Below are 16,164 nucleotides of genomic sequence, written 5' to 3' on the forward strand. Positions count from 1 at the left end.
CACATGACCTCTATTTTTGATTTTCTCCGGCAGGTTGAACAGCGCCCATCCATGTATCTCGGATACATGAACAATCAACGAGAGGAACAACTCTCCAGCCTGGAATTCGTCATCATGGGATACACCTGCGCCATTCAACAACACCAACTGGTTGAACCCACTTTGAACTTCCGAGAAGACTTCGGGAACTTCCTACGACAAAAGTATGGATGGAGCATGTCAACTGGGCCTATTGGTGCCGTGCTACGGGAGTACTCGGACAAGGAAACATCATGGAAAGTCTTCTGGACGCATGTTTGGGAGTTTGAGCGCAGCCTTATGGCGCATTGAACTACCCGCTGCCCTTATTCAGTCGCCCGACGCGGAGTGACGGCGAGTTGAAGGGTGGGCCCCTCGGGGCCGCTGGAGTCCTTTTCGGGACTCGGCGGCCCCGTGGTGTTTCTGGGAACCCGGAGCCGACGCACGGCGGCGTGCGTTGACCTCGAAGCGGGCGTGAGTCCACGCTAGGTCATGGTCGACCACGCGCAGGTGACGGCGGCACCGCTGGAGCGGAGTGCTTCGTGGGCCCTCATGGCGCAGGTGCTGCTGACTGGCGCCCTTTTCGCCGCGGTGCCGTATGCGGCGTCGATGGTGCCGTTCGAGCGCATCTACATCGACGGTCCCTACAATGCCCCGCATGCGCAGGACCCGCTGTATCCGGTCCGCACGGCGCTGATTGTCGCCGGACTCGTGATTCCGGTCCTCGCGCTGCCCTTCGCCGTCATTGGCTGGAGGCGGAGGCAAACGCATCCGGGGCCCGCGATGCTTCAGGCGAGTCTGCTGCTCAGTGCCTTCGTCATCGGGTGGCGGAACTATCCCTACTATGCGCTGGGCATCTACCGGGCCTATGTCGGCGAAGCGCGGGTCTACGATTTCGACCCGGTCGGGCTCTATCCATTCCGCGAGGCGGGCGGCGTGCCTTTCCACCTGGGCGTGCTGTTCCTCTACCCCATCGCGGCCGTGGCGGTGCCTCGCATCGGTTATCGGCTCTTCCAGGAGAAGAAGCGGATGACGCGTGCGTTCGCCATCGGCGTGCTGCTCAGCCTCGCCACGACGGTGCTCGCGTTCGCCAGCACACCGGATTACATGCACTGGTTCATGGACTGAGCAGCCGCGCTCGGAGACCGTTCCGCGAAGGCAATCGGCAATCAGGGACCTTGGGGGGTGCCTGGAAGACAGCGGCCGCGCGCCAGCCCGAATGGTCTGGAGGCATCCCTGCGACGAGGCGCGGCAGGTGCTCTTCCGGCGACTCGTGGATGAGCAGCTTGGCTGAGGACGACAGGCCCTCGCGTCCCGACTTCCGCGTTGACGACGCGAGGGCTCGTACGGGGAGGTGTGCTCATGCCGGAGGTCCATCACAGGACGGTGAAGGTGGACGGCATCGACATCTTCTATCGCGAGGCCGGCCCCGAGGACGCCCCCGTGGTGCTGCTACCGCATGGCTATCCGTGCTCGTCGTTCCAGTTCCGGAACCTGTTGCCGGCGCTGGGAGATTCGTGGCGGTTGATTGCGCCGGACCATCCGGGCTTCGGGTACAGCGAGACTCCGGACGCGAGTCGGTTCGACTACACGTTCGACGGATATGCGCGGTACCTGGAGCGGTTCGTGGAGACGCTGGGGCTCACGCGCTACGCGCTGTATCTGCATGACTACGGCTCGCAGTTCGGGTTCCGGCTCGCGTTGAAGGCGCCGGAGCGCGTAGCGGCGCTCGTCATCCAGAACGGCGACATCTACGAGGACGCGTTCGGACCGAAGTACCAACCACTTCGGGAGTACTGGGAGAACCCGACGGCGAAGGGGCGCGAGAATCTCGCCGCGGCGGTGAGCGAAGAGGGCTTCCGGGGCGAGTTCATCGGAGAGATTCCGGAGTCTCTGGTCGACCGTGTGAGCCCGGACCTGTGGACGCTGTCCTGGCTGCTGGTGCAGCGGGAGCTGCGCAAGGAACACTGGGTCCATCTGCTCGCGGATCTGCGAACGACGCTGGCGTGGATGCCGAGGTTCCAGGCGTACCTGCGTGAGTTCCAGCCGCCGACGTTGATTGTGTGGGGGCCACACGACGGCTACATGCCCGAGGAGTCGGCGCGGGCGTACTTGCGAGACCTGCCGGATGCGGAGCTGCATCTGCTCGACGCGGGGCACTGGGCGCTGGAGACGCACCTGGATGAAATCGCGTTCCTCATGCGGCGCTTCCTTCAGCGTGTGCATGCGTCGCGGGCGGAGGGCGCGGCCTACGTCACATGATGCGTCGACGGGCTTCGATGACCTGGTGGGCCCAGGTACCGGCGTCGTGGCCCGCCTGAGGGAAGTCGAAGCGGCCTTCCTCGATGAGCTGGACGAGGCGGTCATCTCGCGCGACCAGGTGCGGAACCTTCCAGGGAAAGCTGAGCACCGCCGAACCTCGCTCCGCGTAGTCCTCGTGGGCGATGAGCGATTCCAGATATCGCGCGTACAGGTCGAAGAAGCGGTCCACATTCGAGGCGAGTGGCAGTGCGTAGCCTTCTTCGTAGGAGTCGACCCAAACCACGGGCTGATATCCCTCGGCATCCGCGAGTCCCGGCACGGTCGCGAAGTAGTGGGCAAGGAACGGGGTTCCCGCGAAGACGACGAAACGCGCGAACAAGTCCCCCTGCCAGCTTGCCCGCAGCTCTCGGTTCCGCTCGGCCACCGCATTGACTGAGTCGTCCCACTGAAGAATCGAAATACCAGCGACATCCGCCGCCAGAATCGCCTTGCTCATCCGGGAATAGACACTCGCGAGCATGGGGTCCAACGGAGTGCCTTCGACCAATGCCCCTGGCGCAGGAGGACGCGAGCTCGCTGGAGGAATGACCTGCCGCAGGCCCAGTCGCTGGCAGACGTCGAGCAATCCGTCGAGTCCCGGCAAGAGCGGCGTTGCCATCACCGACCACCCCATTTGCCCATCGAACCGTAGAGTCGTTCCAGCATCGTCATCACAGCCGTCTCCGCCTCTTCGGGTGTGCGACCTCGGCCGAGAACATCATCGACCCGGTGATACCAGGGCTGGAATTCATGATCGATGATCTCCGCGACCTTCCTGACGTCAGCCGGGGATGCATGGGGACGCGCCCGTCCGAACTGCATCCAGAGCGCATTGATGCGGCGATGGACTGACACCTCGACCACCGCGAGGTTGCTCGCCGCATTGATGTTCTCCGCGGGGAAGAGATGCGCGTACTGGAGCGGCCGCCGATGGTGGACTGGCCATCGCTCGGGGTCGATATCCATGACGCGTTCGAGTCGCGGGTTGAGTGACTTGTAGAAGCGGCGCGCTTGTTCACGAATCGCGGTCTTCTCGCTGGACTCAAGAGGTGTCCCAGCAAGGCGTTCGATGCGGGCCATGAGAGCACGCAGCTCGCTCCGTTCGCCGGTCGTGAGCGCTCGCTCTCCTTCGAGCTGAGCCTTCGTCCACAGTCGCTCGAATGCGCGGCCCTCGCTCTGGGACACCCGGGACAGCATGGTCCGCAGCCAGCCAGTTGCGGCCTCTTTGCCCTGACGCAGAGCCTTCCAAACGACGCCACCACCTCGAACCGCGAGGAAGCCAGCGCCCCTGATGGCGACAGCGCCCACGTACCAGAGCGCCAGTTCCTGCACGCCGCGCTGAGCCAGCCAGGTGAATCCCTCCGCGACACCTTCTCGCCAGCGCCGCACGATGTCCTCGTGCATCGCCCGGTACTCAGCGGCGACCTCCGGTTCGAGCCCCGTCGGCGTCTCGAAGCCGACGACTCGCGCGGACTCCACCCAACCGTCACCCTCTCCCCGACTGTGCTTCAGCCGGATTCCAAACCGCACCGTGCGAGGCCCCATGCCGTCCTGGAAGGCGCGTGTGAGCCGAACCACCTCAAGACCTACTCGTGGCGCTGGCACCAACGGAGAACCACCTGCTCCGCTCCGAATCACCTGGAAGCGGCGCAGTTCCCATCCCGCCACACGACCGTCCTCCAGCACCGCGTCGGCCTCCAGCCAGACCTCGCCCCCATTGGGAACACCGACCCCAGCCAGGAGACGTGTCAGCCCCGATGGGACCTCGTCGGGCACGGTGTCACCAGCCCACTGCACCGGAAGCGTCCTGGCCTCGGGTGGGCGCTCCGCGTGGCGATGGAACGCATAGTCCACCGACCACTTTGACTCGTTCCGGCGCAGAGACAACACCACCTGCCCCGTACGCTCCAGACCGTAGCCAGCGAGCACCTCTCTCAGTGCGTCCCGAGTATCGGCCGCTCCTGCCAGACCTCCTCGATGGTCCACGCGCTCATGCGACTCGTAGCCAGTCCAGGTGAGCGCACCTCGCTCCGACCAGAACGTCAGCGTCAGGCGAGCCCCTATCGAGTCGATGTCGCGAACAGTCGCGCCTACCTGCTTGACGACCCGGGCGACCTCTGCCTCGGCGGCCCGCTGCATCTCGGACCCGTTTTGCTCTGTGACAGCGCCTCGCCCCAGCCAGACGTTGCCACCCGAACCTTCCAAGGTCGTCGCACAGCCCGACACCGCAAGCAGGATGAACAGCAACCTCAACCAGCCCATCGGCACAGCCGAATCCATGAGCCGCCCAACCCTGCAGACACGACTCTCGTTGGTATGCTGACCGCCCCCACGACACCGCATGACAGGCAGCCGCATTCAGTCGCCCTCGGCATGACCTCTAGGGAACTTCATGGCCTCCATCTTCGACATGCTTCGACTCGTCGAGAAATCCCCCGAGATTTACCTCACCTATCTCGAAGAGGAGCGTGGCCTGCAGCTCCGCAGCCTCATGGTCCTCATCGCCGGATATACAGAGGCAGTCAGGGCCCATGGCATCAAAGAGCCGTTCATCGACTTCAATGGCGAGTTCGCCCGATATCTTCGAAGTCGATTCGGATGGAGCACGTCGGGCGGCGCCATCGGGGCCATCATCGGGGAAAGCCCCACCACGGATGTAGCCTGGGAACGGTTCTGGCCCCTCCTCTGGGAATTCGAAAAGAGCCTGAACCTTCCCGCTGACTAAGGCAGCACGTACGTCACCGGCTTCGGCAACATCACGCGGACGTCATCTCCCGCGCGGAGGACACCAGGCCGGTCCACCCAGGCCACCAGGCCCCGGCGCTCCCACGCGGCCTTCACGAAGCGACTCGCCAGCTTCACCCGGTCCGGATGGTGCTCCTCGATGACCTTCCCCGGTCCGATGCACGGCTCGTTCTCCCCTTCCACCGCGAGCACCGCGTCGTCGGGAAAGAACAGCCGCGTCCCTGGCGGCACGTGCGTCAGCCTTGGCACCCCCGTCAGCTCCAGGTTCGCACCCAGCCACGACGCGAGCACCTTCGGCACTCCGAGCGTCTCCGCCACCAACGCCAGCTCCTCCGTCGACACCAGCGAGAGCTGCCGCGTGTTCCGGATGGGCGTCCCCTTCGGGTACCACGGCGTGCGCACGTCCGCCGGCCTCGTGTGCCCCGCGTGCCGGTCCCCTTCGATTCCCTCGAAAGTCACCCGCACCTCGGGCAACTCCCGAGTCACGAAGGTCTTCTTCTCGGTGCACACCAGGACGCGGACCGCACGGCCCACGAGCCGCGGAGAACGGGAAGGCATGGCCCCGTTCTACTCCAGTCCACGCCCTCGCCGCCTCACAGCAGCGACAGTTGCTGCGGCTTGCCTCCCAGCGGCCGGGCATCCACCCCCGCGTCCCGCAGCGCCTGCGCCAGCTCCTCCGCGAAGCCGTGACACGTAATCACCTCGCTCGCCCCTGTCGCCTTCACGTAGGCCATCAGCGATGGGAAGTCCGCGTGGTCCGACACCGGAAACGCCACGTCCGCGCCGTACCGCCGCGCCGCGCCCGGGTCCATCGCCCATCCCGTCAGCACCGCCGTGCCTCGTGGCCACAGATGCGCCAGCGCTCCGCCCCGCGCCTGATGCGGCGGGAAGAACAGCACCTCGCCCGGCTCCACCTTCCCGTGGAAGCACCGCAAGTTTTCAATCGGCACGCCCAGCTCCGCGTAGAGCTGCGCCACCTCGAAAATCGACGAGTGCGCCACCAGCGAGAATCCCTTGCCCGCCAGAAACTTCATCGCCTCCTGGCTCTTGCCCAGCGGATAGCCCAGCACCACCGGCACCGCGTCCCGCTCGAGCTGCCGCCGAATCCACGCCTCCACCTGCCCCCACACCTCGTCGCGCGGCGGGAAGCGGTAGCGCGGATGACCGAAGGTCGACTCGATGACGAGCGTGTCGCACTCCGCCACCTCCGTCGCCTCCGTCGTCAGCGACGGCACCACGTTCAAATCCCCCGTGTAGACGACACGCCGCCCATCCGCGCGGATGACTCGAAGCTGCGCGCTGCCCAGGATGTGCCCCGCCGGCAACAGCTCCAGCACCAACGGTCCCAACTCGAACGGACGGCGATACGGCGCGGCCAGCGGCGCACTCACCGGCCCCAGCCGATGCTCCATGAAGCGCAGCGTCGCCGCCGTGGCGATGGTGCGCTCATGCCTGGCGATGTGGTCCGAATGCCCGTGGCTCACGAAGCTCAGCGGCGACTTGCGCTTCGCATCCAGGGACAGGAGGGTGCCCGTCAGGTGCAACCCGTTTCGACGCAGCTCCACGCTCATGAGAAGGGTCCCGGATATAGCGCGTCCACTCACCCGTGGGCCGCTTCTCTCGCGACCTCCGCCTGTCCGCCCGGGGAGCAGCCCCCGGTGTCAGCCCGTCCCCTGCACTCCCCGTCGCCTTGACTTCCACCACGTCCAGGCCGGCGACCCCAGCTCCGCCACCAGCACCCCCGTCAGGATGAGCCCACCGCCCATCGCCTCCGGCGCGCCCAGCACCTCGTAGCCCAGCACCACCGAGTACATCGACGCGAACACCGGCTCCAACGCGTAGATGACCGCCGCGCGCACCGCCGACGTCCGCGCCTGTGCCCACGTCTGGATGCTGATGGCCAGCGCGCTCGGCAACAGCCCGCACACCAGCACCGCCGTCACCAGCGACGGATTCCACTCCACCTTGCGCGTCACGAAGGGCAGGCACGCCGCCGATAACAGCGCCACGCCCCACAACTGGACCGCCACCATCCCCAGCACGCCCTCCTTCGACGCGTAGCGCTCCGTGAGGGTGATGTGCCCCGCGTACGCCACCGCACAACCCAACGACAGCAGCTCTCCCACGCTCAGCCAGCCGCCCCCCTCGCCCGGCGCGGGCCGCGTGAGCAGGTAGAGCCCCACCGCCGACAACGCCACGCCCATCAGCGCCGCGGGCTTCGGCATCCGCCGGAACACCAACAGCGACAACAGCGGGACGAACAGCACCGCCATCCCGGTGATGAACGCCGAACGCGACGGCGTGGTGAGCGTCAGCCCCCACGTCTGGAGCGCGAAGCCCAGGAACAGGAAGGTGGCCAGCACCGAGCCATGGCGCAGGTTCGTCGGGGAGAACACCTGTCGCCCCGCCAACGCGCTCAGCACCAGCGCGCCCACCCCGAAGCGAAGCGCGAGGAAGGTGAAAGGGTCCGCGAAGCTCAGGGCGTCCTTCACCACCACGAAGGTGACGCCCCAGATGAGGGTGATGAAGAGCAGCGCGCCGTCCGCCTGGAGGCCCTTGAGTCGCTCCAGGCGTGTTGGCCCGCGCCCCATGCTGTCGGGAGTGGAGATGCTCACGGAAGTCCTCACGACGCGAAGGCGCGGCGCGGGTGCTTTTGACTCACCGCGAGCCCTCACGCAACCCCGGCGACTTCAGCGCCCGGAGTCCCGCTCCAGGACCACCAATCGCTTGGAGCGCCCCGCGGCGTCCCAGGCCTCGTTCGTCCGCCGGGTCAGTGCGTCCGATGACCGACGAAAGCCCACCCTCTCGAACGTTCGCAGCGACGCGGCGTTGTCTTCGTCCACATCCGCCTGGACGCTCGGCTCCCCTTGTCGGTGTGCCTCCACCAGCAGACAGGCCAACAGCTGCGTGGCCACGCCCATCCGCCGGGCCTGCGGCGCCACCACCAGCGAACGCACCCAGACGCCCTCCAGCGGCAACCCCTCCTGCCGATACGAATCCACCCAGGCGAAGCCGTGAAGCCTCCCCTTCGCGTCCAGCGCACCCGCCGCCGCGCCCCGGCGCTCGGAGTCCTCCAGCCCCCAACGCTCGCGAAGCTGCCGGCGCAGGAAGCTGGCGGACACCACCAGTCGCTCGCTCGCGAAGAGGAGCAGGGCGTCCTGGTCCTCCGCCCGCAGCAGTCGGACCGCCAGCGGCCCCACCAGGTGGCGCCGCAGCGGTTTCGACCAGCCGGAGAAGAAGAAGTCCCTCACACCCCGATAGACTAGCCGGGTCTCGGGCCTCGCCCACGCGGTCGCCAGGGTCCGCTGGGCCACCCAGAGCGCCGGCCGGAAGGGCCTGGGCAACGGCACCCGCCACCGGCCGCGCCGCAGCGCCACCACCCGGCCGAGCACTTCCCCACCCGAGCGCTCCTCCGCGCCCAGCAGCGTGGCCGTCCTCCAGGGGCTCGTGGACACCACCACCCGCGCCGTCAGCATCCGCGCCTGACGCACCAGCACCACGTCCCCGCGCGACGTCGCGCCAGGCCCACAGCGCAGCACCCTCACCGCGTCACCGACGCGCAGCAGGGGATACAGGTCCTGGCTTACACCTCGCACCCAGAGCTTCTGGCCCGGAGGCAGCGCCTCCAGCACGTCCAGCAGCACCTCGGTGGACGGCGTCTTCCGCGGCGGCACGCGCCACCTCCAGGGAAGTCCGGCCCCACACGAGCCTTCCCCTGTCGCTCGTCCGCCGGAATCTACCCGCTCCCCTCTCCCACACCAACCGACGCGAGGCGACTGGAACCCGGGGCCCTATCCCGCGCGCTCCGGGCTCGCTAAGAGAGGAGCGCCGCCCCGCCGGGAGGTGGCTCAAGGAGGAGTGAGGTCATGGACGCGACGCCCGAGGGCTCGCTGGTGCCACAGCAGGGGTGGTGGAGCCGCAACTGGAAGTGGTTCGTGCCGGTGGGCTGCCTGGGCGTGCTGGCCTCGTGCGGCTGCCTGGGCTTCGCGCTCGTGGGGCTCGGCTACTCGTCGTTGAAGAACATGGACGCCTTCACGGAGGCGGTGGCCATTGCCCGTTCCGACGCGGAGGTGCGCACCGCGCTGGGCTCGCCCATCGACAACGGACTGCCCAAACAGACGTCGGTGCGGACCGTCAACGGCGTGACGCACGCGCGGCTGGCCATTCCCCTCGACGGGCCCCAGGCCGACGGCATGCTGCACGTCGACGCCAAGAAGCAGGGCGAGGGCGAGTGGCGGTACGACACCCTCGCGGTGGAGCTGGAGGACGGCACGCGCATCGACCTGCGCGACGACGCACCCCAAGCGCCCGACGCGTTCCCCGAGGACGAAGGCGCGGAAGAAGCACCCCTGCCACCTCCAACGGAGCCGCCCGCTGGAGACGAGGACGCCCCGGAGCGCGGACGCGACAGCGACATCGAGCTGTAGGCACGAACACCGGAAACGACGAAGGGGCGGCGCGGGGACACTGCCCCACGTCGCCCCTCGCCTTGAGCCCCTTGCGGGCCGGAGTGCTACTTCAGCTTGTGCAGCTCCGTGCGCAGCTCGGGGAGGACCTTGAAGAGGTCCGCGACGATGCCGTAGTCGGCCACCTGGAAGATGGGAGCCTCGGCGTCCTTGTTGATGGCGACGATGGTCTTCGAGCTCTTCATGCCCGCCAGGTGCTGGATGGCGCCGCTGATGCCCGCGGCGATGTACAGCGACGGAGCGACGACCTTGCCCGTCTGGCCGACCTGCAGGTCGTTGGGAACCCAACCCGCGTCACACACCGCGCGGGACGCGCCCACCGCGGCGCCCAGTTCGTCCGCCAGCGCTTCAATCTCCTTGAAGTCGCCCTTGGTGCCACGGCCGCCGGAGATGACGACCTTCGCCTCGGTCAGCTCCGGGCGAGCGCTCTTCACTTCCTTGAACTCGACGAACTTGGTCTTCGACGCTTCGACCTTCGGCGCGAAGGCCTTCACCTCGGCGGCGCCCTCGCCCGTACCGGCGGCGGCGAACTCCGTGGCGCGCACGGTGAACACCTTCACCGGCGTGGTGAGCTTCACCTCGGCGAACACGTTGCCGGCCCACATGGGACGGTTGAAGGTGATGTCCGCGCCCGAGCCGTTCAGGCCGGTGATGTCCGTGGCCATGGCGGCCTTCAGACGCGCGGCGAGGCGGGGCAGCAGGTCCTTGCCCTGGGCGGTGGACGCCATGCCCACGTAGTCCGCCTTCAGCTCGGTGGCGAGCGTGGCGAGAACGGGGGCGTAGGTCTCCGCGAGGTAGTGCTCCAGCTCCGCGGCGGCGCCCACATGGACGGCCTTGGCGCCGGTGCCCTTGAGTTCGTCGGCGACCTTCGCGGGGTCCTTGCCGATGAGGGCGATGTGCAGCTCCGCGCCGGCCTTGTCGGCCAGCTGCTTGCCCGCGGTGATGGCGTTGAGAGAGGCCTTGCGAAGGTGCCCGTCCGGCTGCTGCTCGGCGACGATGAGAACGATTGGCATGGGAGTGTCTCCGTATCTTCCGAGAGGGTTAGACGACCTTCGCCTCGTTGCGCAGCTTGTCCACCAGCGTGGCCACGTCCGGCACCTTGATGCCGGCCTTGCGCGCGGGCGGGGACGAAAGCTTCACGATCTGGATCTTCGGGGCGACATCCACGCCCAGCTTCTCCGGCGTCAGCTCCTCGATGGGCTTGCTCTTCGCCTTCATGATGCCCGGGAGGCTGGCGTAGCGCGGCGTGTTGAGGCGCAGGTCCGTCGTCACGACGGCGGGCAGCTGGCACTCCAGCGTCGCCAGCCCGTTGTCGACCTCGCGAATCACTCGCACGGCCTTGCCGTCCGCGGTCAGCGTCACGGCGGGGACCTTGTTCTTCTCCTGCTCGCTCTCCATCGACTCCACCTTGGAGGCGAACGTGGCCTGACCCCAGCCCAGGAACTCGGCCAGGTACTGGCCCACCTGGTTCTGGTCGTCGTCGATGGACTGCTTGCCCAGGATGACGAGGTCCGGCTTCTCCTTCTCCGTCACCTTCTGGAGCAGGGCGGCGATGCCGAACTGGTCCAACGGACCGGTGTGGTTCACCCACACGGCGCGGTGAGCCCCCATGGCCAGGGCGTGCCGGAGCTGCTCCTGCACTTCCTTGCCACCGATGGACACCACCACCACTTCACCCTGGTGCTTGGCGACGAGCCGGAGACCTTCCTCCACGCCAATCTCGTCGAAGGGGTTGATCTTGTACTTGAGCCCCTCCTGCACGATGCCCGAGCCGTCGGGCTTCACCTTGATTTTGGACTCGGGGTCTTCCACGCGCTTGGCGGTGACGAGGATCTTCACGGCTGGGCTTCTCCTTGCGGGAGGCGTTTATGAAGGCTGGAAAACAGTCCGTGCGGTCCGCATTGACGCGACGCGCGAACGGTCTGGGTTAATAGGCATCCGGGTGTCACGGCGGCAATGGGAAACGGCCGCCGGACACAGTTCTGCTTTTCTACCTGAACAGTTCCTTCGCGATGACGAGCCGCTGGACCTGACTGGTGCCCTCGTAGACCTGGATGAGCTTGGCGTCTCTCATCAGCTTCTCGACGGGGTACTCCTTGATGTAGCCGTAGCCGCCGTAGACCTGGACCGCGTCGGTGGCGACCTTCATGGCCATGTCCGCGGCGAAGGACTTGGCGTAGCTGGACTGCAGGGTGTTGCGCTGCCCCTGGTCCAACAGCCACGCGCTCTCGTAGGTGAGCATGCGGGCCGCGTGGGTGTTCATGGCCATGTCGGCGATCATGAACTGGATGGCCTGGTGCTCGATGATGGGCTTGCCGAACGTCTTGCGCTGCGAGGCGTACTCCATGGAGTGCTCGAGCGCGGCGCGGGCGATGCCCACGGAGAACATGGCGGTGAGCGGGCGACTGTTGTCCAGGGTCGCCATGGCGATGGCGAAGCCCTGGCCCTCTTCACCGATGCGGTTCTTCACCGGGACGCGCACGTCCTCGAACGTCAGCGACACGGTGTCGCTGGCGCGCTGGCCCATCTTGTTCTCGTGCTTGCTGACGGTCAGCCCCGCGGGGCGACCTTCCACGACGAAGCAGGTGATGCCCTTGTGCTTCTTCGTCTTGTCCACCGTGGCGAACACCGTGTACTGCTCGGCGTGGCCACCGTTGGTGATGAAGCACTTGGCGCCGTTGATGACGTACTCGTCACCCTCACGGCGCGCCGTCGTCTGCATGTTGGCGACGTCGCTGCCGGCCTCCGGCTCGGTGAGACAGAAGGAGGAGAACTTCAGCCGCTCGGCGAAGTGGCTCAAGAGGCGCTTCTTCTGGTCCTCGGAGCCGTGGAGGATGATGGGGAGGTTGGCCAGGTCGTTGGCGATGATGGACGTGGCCACGCCCGCACAGCCCCAGCTCAGCTCCTCCGCCACAATCGTCTGGTCCAGGTGCGACAGGCCCACGCCGCCGTACTCCGCGGGGGCCGCCATGTTGAGCAGGCCCAGCTCGAACGCCGTGGCGAGAAGGTCCCGGGGGAAGGTGGCCGTCTCGTCGTAGTGCGCCGCCTTGGGGCGAACCACCTCGCGGGCATACTTGCGCGCCGCCTGCTGGAGCGCGCGCTGGTCCTCGGTGAGCTGGAATTCCATGAGATTCCTCGGGGTGCGTCGACGTGTTGATTCGGAAGTCAACGAATACATGCCGCGCCGCGAAATCTCCAGCCCAACCCGCCTGGGAAAGTGGAGCCCAGGGGGGCGGGCGACACCCCGGGGGCCACGAAGGCCCTCCGGGGACCCAGGGTGCGTCTACTTCTTCGCCTTGGGGACCTTTTCCCAATCCGCGAGGAACTTCTTGATGCCCGCGTCGGTGAGCGGGTGGTTCGCCAGCTGGGTGATGACGCTGTAGGGCAGCGTGGCGACATGCGCGCCCATGCGGGCGGACTGGAGCACGTGCACGGGGTTGCGCACGCTGGCGACCAGCACCTGCGTGTCGAAATCGTAGTTCTGGTAGATCTCCAAGATGTTGGAGATGAGCTCCATGCCGTCCTGGGAGATGTCGTCCAGCCGTCCGACGAAGGGCGACACGTAGGTGGCGCCGGCCTTGGCGCACAGCAGGGCCTGGTTGGCGGAGAAGATGAGGGTGACGTTGGTGCGGATGCCCTCGGCGGTCAGCGCCTTGACGGCCTTCACGCCCTCGACGCCCATGGGAATCTTCACGACGACGTTGTCGTGAATCTTCGCCAGCACGCGGCCCTCGGCGATGAGCCCGTCGGCGTCCAGGGACACGGCCTCCGCGCTGATGGGGCCGTCGACGATGGAGCAGATCTCCCGGATGGTCTCTTCCAGCCCGCGGCCGACCTTGGCCAACAGGGACGGGTTCGTGGTGACGCCGTCCACGCAGCCCATGGCGTGGGCCTTGCGGATTTCCTCGACGTCCGCGCTGTCGATGAAGAACTTCATCTCGTCACTCTCCTGGGTGGCCCGGTGAAGGGCTGGAAAAGGAATCGGCCTGGGGGGCCGGGCGAGCAGGCGCGTAACCGATGCCCCCCCACGCGTCAAGGGTGGCCACGGTGGTGTCCGGCAGGTACAAGGCGAAGCCGACGCCATGGCCCGCTCCCCTCGCTCCGCCGTCAAGAAGCCCCGTCTGCGCGCCCTCCCCGGCCGCTCCACGCCAGCCCCTTCGTCCGAGCCCGAGCCGGACGACGAGGCGCTGCTCGCATGCGCACGCGATGTGCTGGAGGCGGAGGCGAACGCCATCCTCGGCGTGACGACGCGGCTGGGCGCGCCCTTCCTCAAGGCCGTGCGGCTGGTGCGCGCGTGCGCGGGCCAGGTGATTGTCACGGGCATGGGCAAGGCGGGCCACATCGGCCAGAAGCTCTCCGCCACGCTGGCCTCCACCGGCATCCGCTCCGTCTTCCTGCACCCCGCGGAGGCCGTGCATGGGGACCTGGGGCGCGTGGCGCGCGGAGACGTCATCCTCGCCCTGTCCAACAGCGGCTCCACCGAGGAGCTGCTGCGACTGATGCCCGCCTTCAAGCGCATGGCCACGCCGGTCATCGCGCTGACGGGGGATGCGCAAAGTCCCCTGGCGAAGGGCTCGGACGTGGTGCTGGACATCGGCCGCATCGCGGAGGCGTGTCCCATGGGCATGGTGCCCACCGCGTCCACCGCCGCGCTGCACGCCTTGGGCGACGCGCTCACCATGGCGGTGATGCGCTCGCGCCCCTTCGGCACGGATGAATACGCGCTCCTGCATCCCGGTGGGAAGCTGGGCCGCTCCGTGCAGCGCGTCTTCGAGCTGATGCGCACCGGACCGGCCAACCCGCTGGTGCGCGACATCGCCCCGCTGTCGGAGGTCGTCGGGGTGATGACGAAGACGCCGGGGCGTCCGGGAGCCGCGTGCGTGGTGGACCGAAGGGGACGGCTGGTGGGCATTTTCACGGACGGCGACTTGCGCCGCCGCGTGGAGCAGGGCCTCACCGACTTCGCCATCCCCGTGCGCGACATCATGGGGAAGCAGCCGCGGTGCGTGACGCCGGACACCCTGGTCATCGCCGCCACCGCGCAGATGCGCGAGCTGCGCGTGGACCAACTCCCCGTGGTCGACGTCGAGGGCCGCGCCGTGGGCCTGCTCGACGTACAGGACCTGCTCGCCGCGAAGTTCGTCTGAGCACTCGGGCGGCGCGTGGCTGCTTCCGGGTGGCTCACTCCGACGGAGGCTCCCGCGCGCCGGACTCGACGTCGTGCCACGGAGCAGACGAGCGACTCGGAGCATCGGGCGGCGGCTTCCCAGTGGCTCACTCCGACGGAGGCTCCCAGCGCGCCGGACTCGATGGCGTGCCACGGAGCAGACGGGGGACTCTGAGCATCGGGCGTCGCGTGACGCCCGTGCTCGATTTGGCACCTACTGCGTGAGCTTCGCCTGGAGCCCCGCCTTGTTGGCGTAGTCCGGCGCGTCCGTGGCCAGCTTCTCCCACAGGGCCTTGGCGCCCTTGTCGTCGCCCTTGGCCTTGAGGGTGTCGCCCAGCTTCTCCACCGACGCCGGGTCCGTCTGCACCGCCACGCCCCACACGCGTGCGGCCATGGGACGTCCCAGGCCCGTCAGCGCCCAGGCCATGCCCGCCTTCGCGCGGCCATTCTCCGGCTGGAAGGGCACCACGCGCGTGTAGTTGCCGAGCGCTTCCTGGAAGCGCCCCTTCGACAGGTGCTCCTCGCCCTCGTCCACCAGCTTCGCCAGGCCCTGCTCCAGCTCCGGCGTGCGCTCGGTGTTCTGCACCGCGTCCACCATCTCCCGCGTCAGCGGGCGCGGCGCGTCCGGCCCCTGCGCCGCCGGAGCCTGCGCCAACCGGATGCGACGGTCCTCGGCACGCGACGCGAGCAGCTTCGCCCGGCCCCCCGCCTTCACCGTCTCATCCACCAGCGTCACCAGCCGCTTCGCCGCCGCCGCGCGGGATGAGGCCGGATTCATCGCCTGCACCGCCTCGAAGCCCTCGCGCGCCTGCTTCAGCGCCGTCAGGTCCTCGCCCTTCGTCTCGAACAACACCGCCGAGCGACCGTAGAGCGCCTCCTCGTGCCGGGGCTCCACCTCCAGCACCGCGCCGTACGCCACCAGCGCGCCCGCCGCGTTTCCCGACAGGAAGAGCGCATTGGCGCGCATCACGCCCGTCTCCAGCACGGGCTCCAACGCCGCGCGAGCACACGCCGCCGCACCCGCCACGTCGCCCTTCTTCGCGCGCTCCTGCGCCACCGCACCCATCGCCTCCAGCGCCTGCCCGGGCGTGAAGCCACAGCCCGCCGCCTCCGCCGTGGCCAGCGCCGCCTTGCCCAGCTTCTTGCGCTGCGCGAGGAACACGTCGCGCACCGGCTTCGCGCGCTCGTCCGCCTGGAGCAGGTACGTGCCCGCCTCCGCGTTGCGGCCGTTCAGGTAGTACAGGCGCCCCAGCGACGCCGCGATTTCAAAGGTCTTCTCCCGCCCCTGCAGCCCCTCCGTCGAGTCGAGCTGTCGCAGCAGCTCCTCCGCGGACGGCGGCGCCTTGCCGGTGCCGGACAACGGAGGATGACCCGAGGGCAGCTCCCCCGAGGGCGCCGCGGTGGGCGACGCGCCACCTTCCACGGCCGGATGGCCTTCGGGAAGCGCTCCTCCCGAGGGAGCGGACG

17 protein-coding genes are annotated in these 16,164 nt (G+C 67.8%); 6 read left to right on the forward strand and 11 right to left on the reverse strand.

Features of this window, described 5'->3' with window-relative positions:
- The first annotated feature begins 3 nt into the window (after window positions 1-3).
- From HR086_RS10840 to HR086_RS10850, 3 genes are all read left to right on the forward strand, one after another.
- Window positions 4-330, forward strand: coding sequence for a hypothetical protein (locus HR086_RS10840; RefSeq protein WP_174465543.1), 327 nt, complete (start codon window positions 4-6; stop codon window positions 328-330).
- A 180-nt stretch (window positions 331-510) separates the two neighbouring features.
- The gene (locus HR086_RS10845) at window positions 511-1,146 is read left to right on the forward strand and encodes a hypothetical protein (RefSeq protein WP_174465544.1); all 636 of its coding nucleotides are present in this window, start codon (window positions 511-513) and stop codon (window positions 1,144-1,146) included.
- Window positions 1,147-1,380: 234 nt separating this feature from the next.
- The gene (locus HR086_RS10850; RefSeq protein WP_174465545.1) at window positions 1,381-2,280 is read left to right on the forward strand and encodes an alpha/beta fold hydrolase; all 900 of its coding nucleotides are present in this window, start codon (window positions 1,381-1,383) and stop codon (window positions 2,278-2,280) included.
- On the opposite strand, the gene HR086_RS10855 is transcribed toward HR086_RS10850, so the two are convergent.
- Window positions 2,273-2,938 (reverse strand): hypothetical protein, encoded by a 666-nt coding sequence (locus HR086_RS10855; RefSeq protein ID WP_174465546.1) that lies wholly within the window; start codon window positions 2,936-2,938, stop codon window positions 2,273-2,275. The genes HR086_RS10850 and HR086_RS10855 overlap by 8 nt on opposite strands.
- Complete coding sequence (locus tag HR086_RS10860) at window positions 2,938-4,677, reverse strand: hypothetical protein (protein ID WP_174465547.1); 1,740 nt, start codon at window positions 4,675-4,677, stop codon at window positions 2,938-2,940. Before HR086_RS10860 ends, HR086_RS10855 begins: the two co-directional genes overlap by 1 nt.
- Before the next feature lie 34 nt (window positions 4,678-4,711).
- Here HR086_RS10860 and HR086_RS10865 point away from each other — a divergent pair, with 34 nt between their 5' ends.
- Entirely contained in the window at window positions 4,712-5,044 is a 333-nt protein-coding gene (locus HR086_RS10865; protein ID WP_174465548.1) for a hypothetical protein, read from the forward strand.
- Here the strand turns inward: HR086_RS10865 and HR086_RS10870 are convergent.
- The 4 genes from HR086_RS10870 to HR086_RS10885 all read right to left on the reverse strand — a co-directional run bounded on the left by HR086_RS10870 (window position 5,041) and on the right by HR086_RS10885 (window position 8,738).
- Window positions 5,041-5,622 (reverse strand): MOSC domain-containing protein, encoded by a 582-nt coding sequence (locus HR086_RS10870; protein WP_174465549.1) that lies wholly within the window; start codon window positions 5,620-5,622, stop codon window positions 5,041-5,043. The genes HR086_RS10865 and HR086_RS10870 overlap by 4 nt on opposite strands.
- A 35-nt stretch (window positions 5,623-5,657) precedes the next feature.
- Window positions 5,658-6,635 (reverse strand): MBL fold metallo-hydrolase, encoded by a 978-nt coding sequence (locus HR086_RS10875; protein WP_174457542.1) that lies wholly within the window; start codon window positions 6,633-6,635, stop codon window positions 5,658-5,660.
- Window positions 6,636-6,725: 90 nt separating this feature from the next.
- Window positions 6,726-7,679, reverse strand: coding sequence for a DMT family transporter (locus tag HR086_RS10880; protein WP_371817333.1), 954 nt, complete (start codon window positions 7,677-7,679; stop codon window positions 6,726-6,728).
- 75 nt (window positions 7,680-7,754) lie between these two features.
- A complete protein-coding gene (locus tag HR086_RS10885) occupies window positions 7,755-8,738 on the reverse strand; it encodes a GNAT family N-acetyltransferase (RefSeq protein ID WP_174465550.1) in 984 nt (327 codons plus the stop codon).
- Window positions 8,739-8,930: 192 nt separating this feature from the next.
- Here HR086_RS10885 and HR086_RS10890 point away from each other — a divergent pair, with 192 nt between their 5' ends.
- Window positions 8,931-9,491 (forward strand): cytochrome c oxidase assembly factor Coa1 family protein, encoded by a 561-nt coding sequence (locus HR086_RS10890; RefSeq protein ID WP_141644297.1) that lies wholly within the window; start codon window positions 8,931-8,933, stop codon window positions 9,489-9,491.
- A gap of 86 nt (window positions 9,492-9,577) precedes the next feature.
- On the opposite strand, the gene HR086_RS10895 is transcribed toward HR086_RS10890, so the two are convergent.
- The 4 genes from HR086_RS10895 to fsa all read right to left on the reverse strand — a co-directional run bounded on the left by HR086_RS10895 (window position 9,578) and on the right by fsa (window position 13,467).
- Window positions 9,578-10,543 (reverse strand): electron transfer flavoprotein subunit alpha/FixB family protein, encoded by a 966-nt coding sequence (locus HR086_RS10895; RefSeq protein ID WP_174465551.1) that lies wholly within the window; start codon window positions 10,541-10,543, stop codon window positions 9,578-9,580.
- Between the two features lie 28 nt (window positions 10,544-10,571).
- The gene (locus HR086_RS10900; protein WP_141644299.1) at window positions 10,572-11,369 is read right to left on the reverse strand and encodes an electron transfer flavoprotein subunit beta/FixA family protein; all 798 of its coding nucleotides are present in this window, start codon (window positions 11,367-11,369) and stop codon (window positions 10,572-10,574) included.
- 151 nt (window positions 11,370-11,520) lie between these two features.
- A complete protein-coding gene (locus HR086_RS10905; RefSeq protein WP_174457544.1) occupies window positions 11,521-12,657 on the reverse strand; it encodes an acyl-CoA dehydrogenase family protein in 1,137 nt (378 codons plus the stop codon).
- Between the two features lie 156 nt (window positions 12,658-12,813).
- Window positions 12,814-13,467 carry a fructose-6-phosphate aldolase gene (fsa, locus tag HR086_RS10910; RefSeq protein WP_174457545.1) on the reverse strand — a complete coding sequence of 218 codons (654 nt, stop codon included), beginning with the start codon at window positions 13,465-13,467 and terminating at the stop codon, window positions 12,814-12,816.
- A 145-nt stretch (window positions 13,468-13,612) separates the two neighbouring features.
- On the opposite strand from fsa, the gene HR086_RS10915 reads away from it, so the two are divergent.
- Window positions 13,613-14,677: an SIS domain-containing protein gene (locus tag HR086_RS10915; RefSeq protein WP_174465552.1), complete on the forward strand. Its 1,065-nt coding sequence runs from the start codon at window positions 13,613-13,615 to the stop codon at window positions 14,675-14,677.
- A 234-nt stretch (window positions 14,678-14,911) separates the two neighbouring features.
- On the opposite strand, the gene HR086_RS10920 is transcribed toward HR086_RS10915, so the two are convergent.
- Window positions 14,912-16,164, reverse strand: a 1,253-nt coding sequence (locus HR086_RS10920) for a hypothetical protein (protein WP_254626277.1), incomplete at its 5' end; no start/stop codon positions are given.

The organism is Myxococcus sp. CA039A, assembly GCF_013336645.1.
Classification (GTDB): Bacteria; Myxococcota; Myxococcia; order Myxococcales; family Myxococcaceae; genus Myxococcus; species Myxococcus llanfairpwllgwyngyllgogerychwyrndrobwllllantysiliogogogochensis.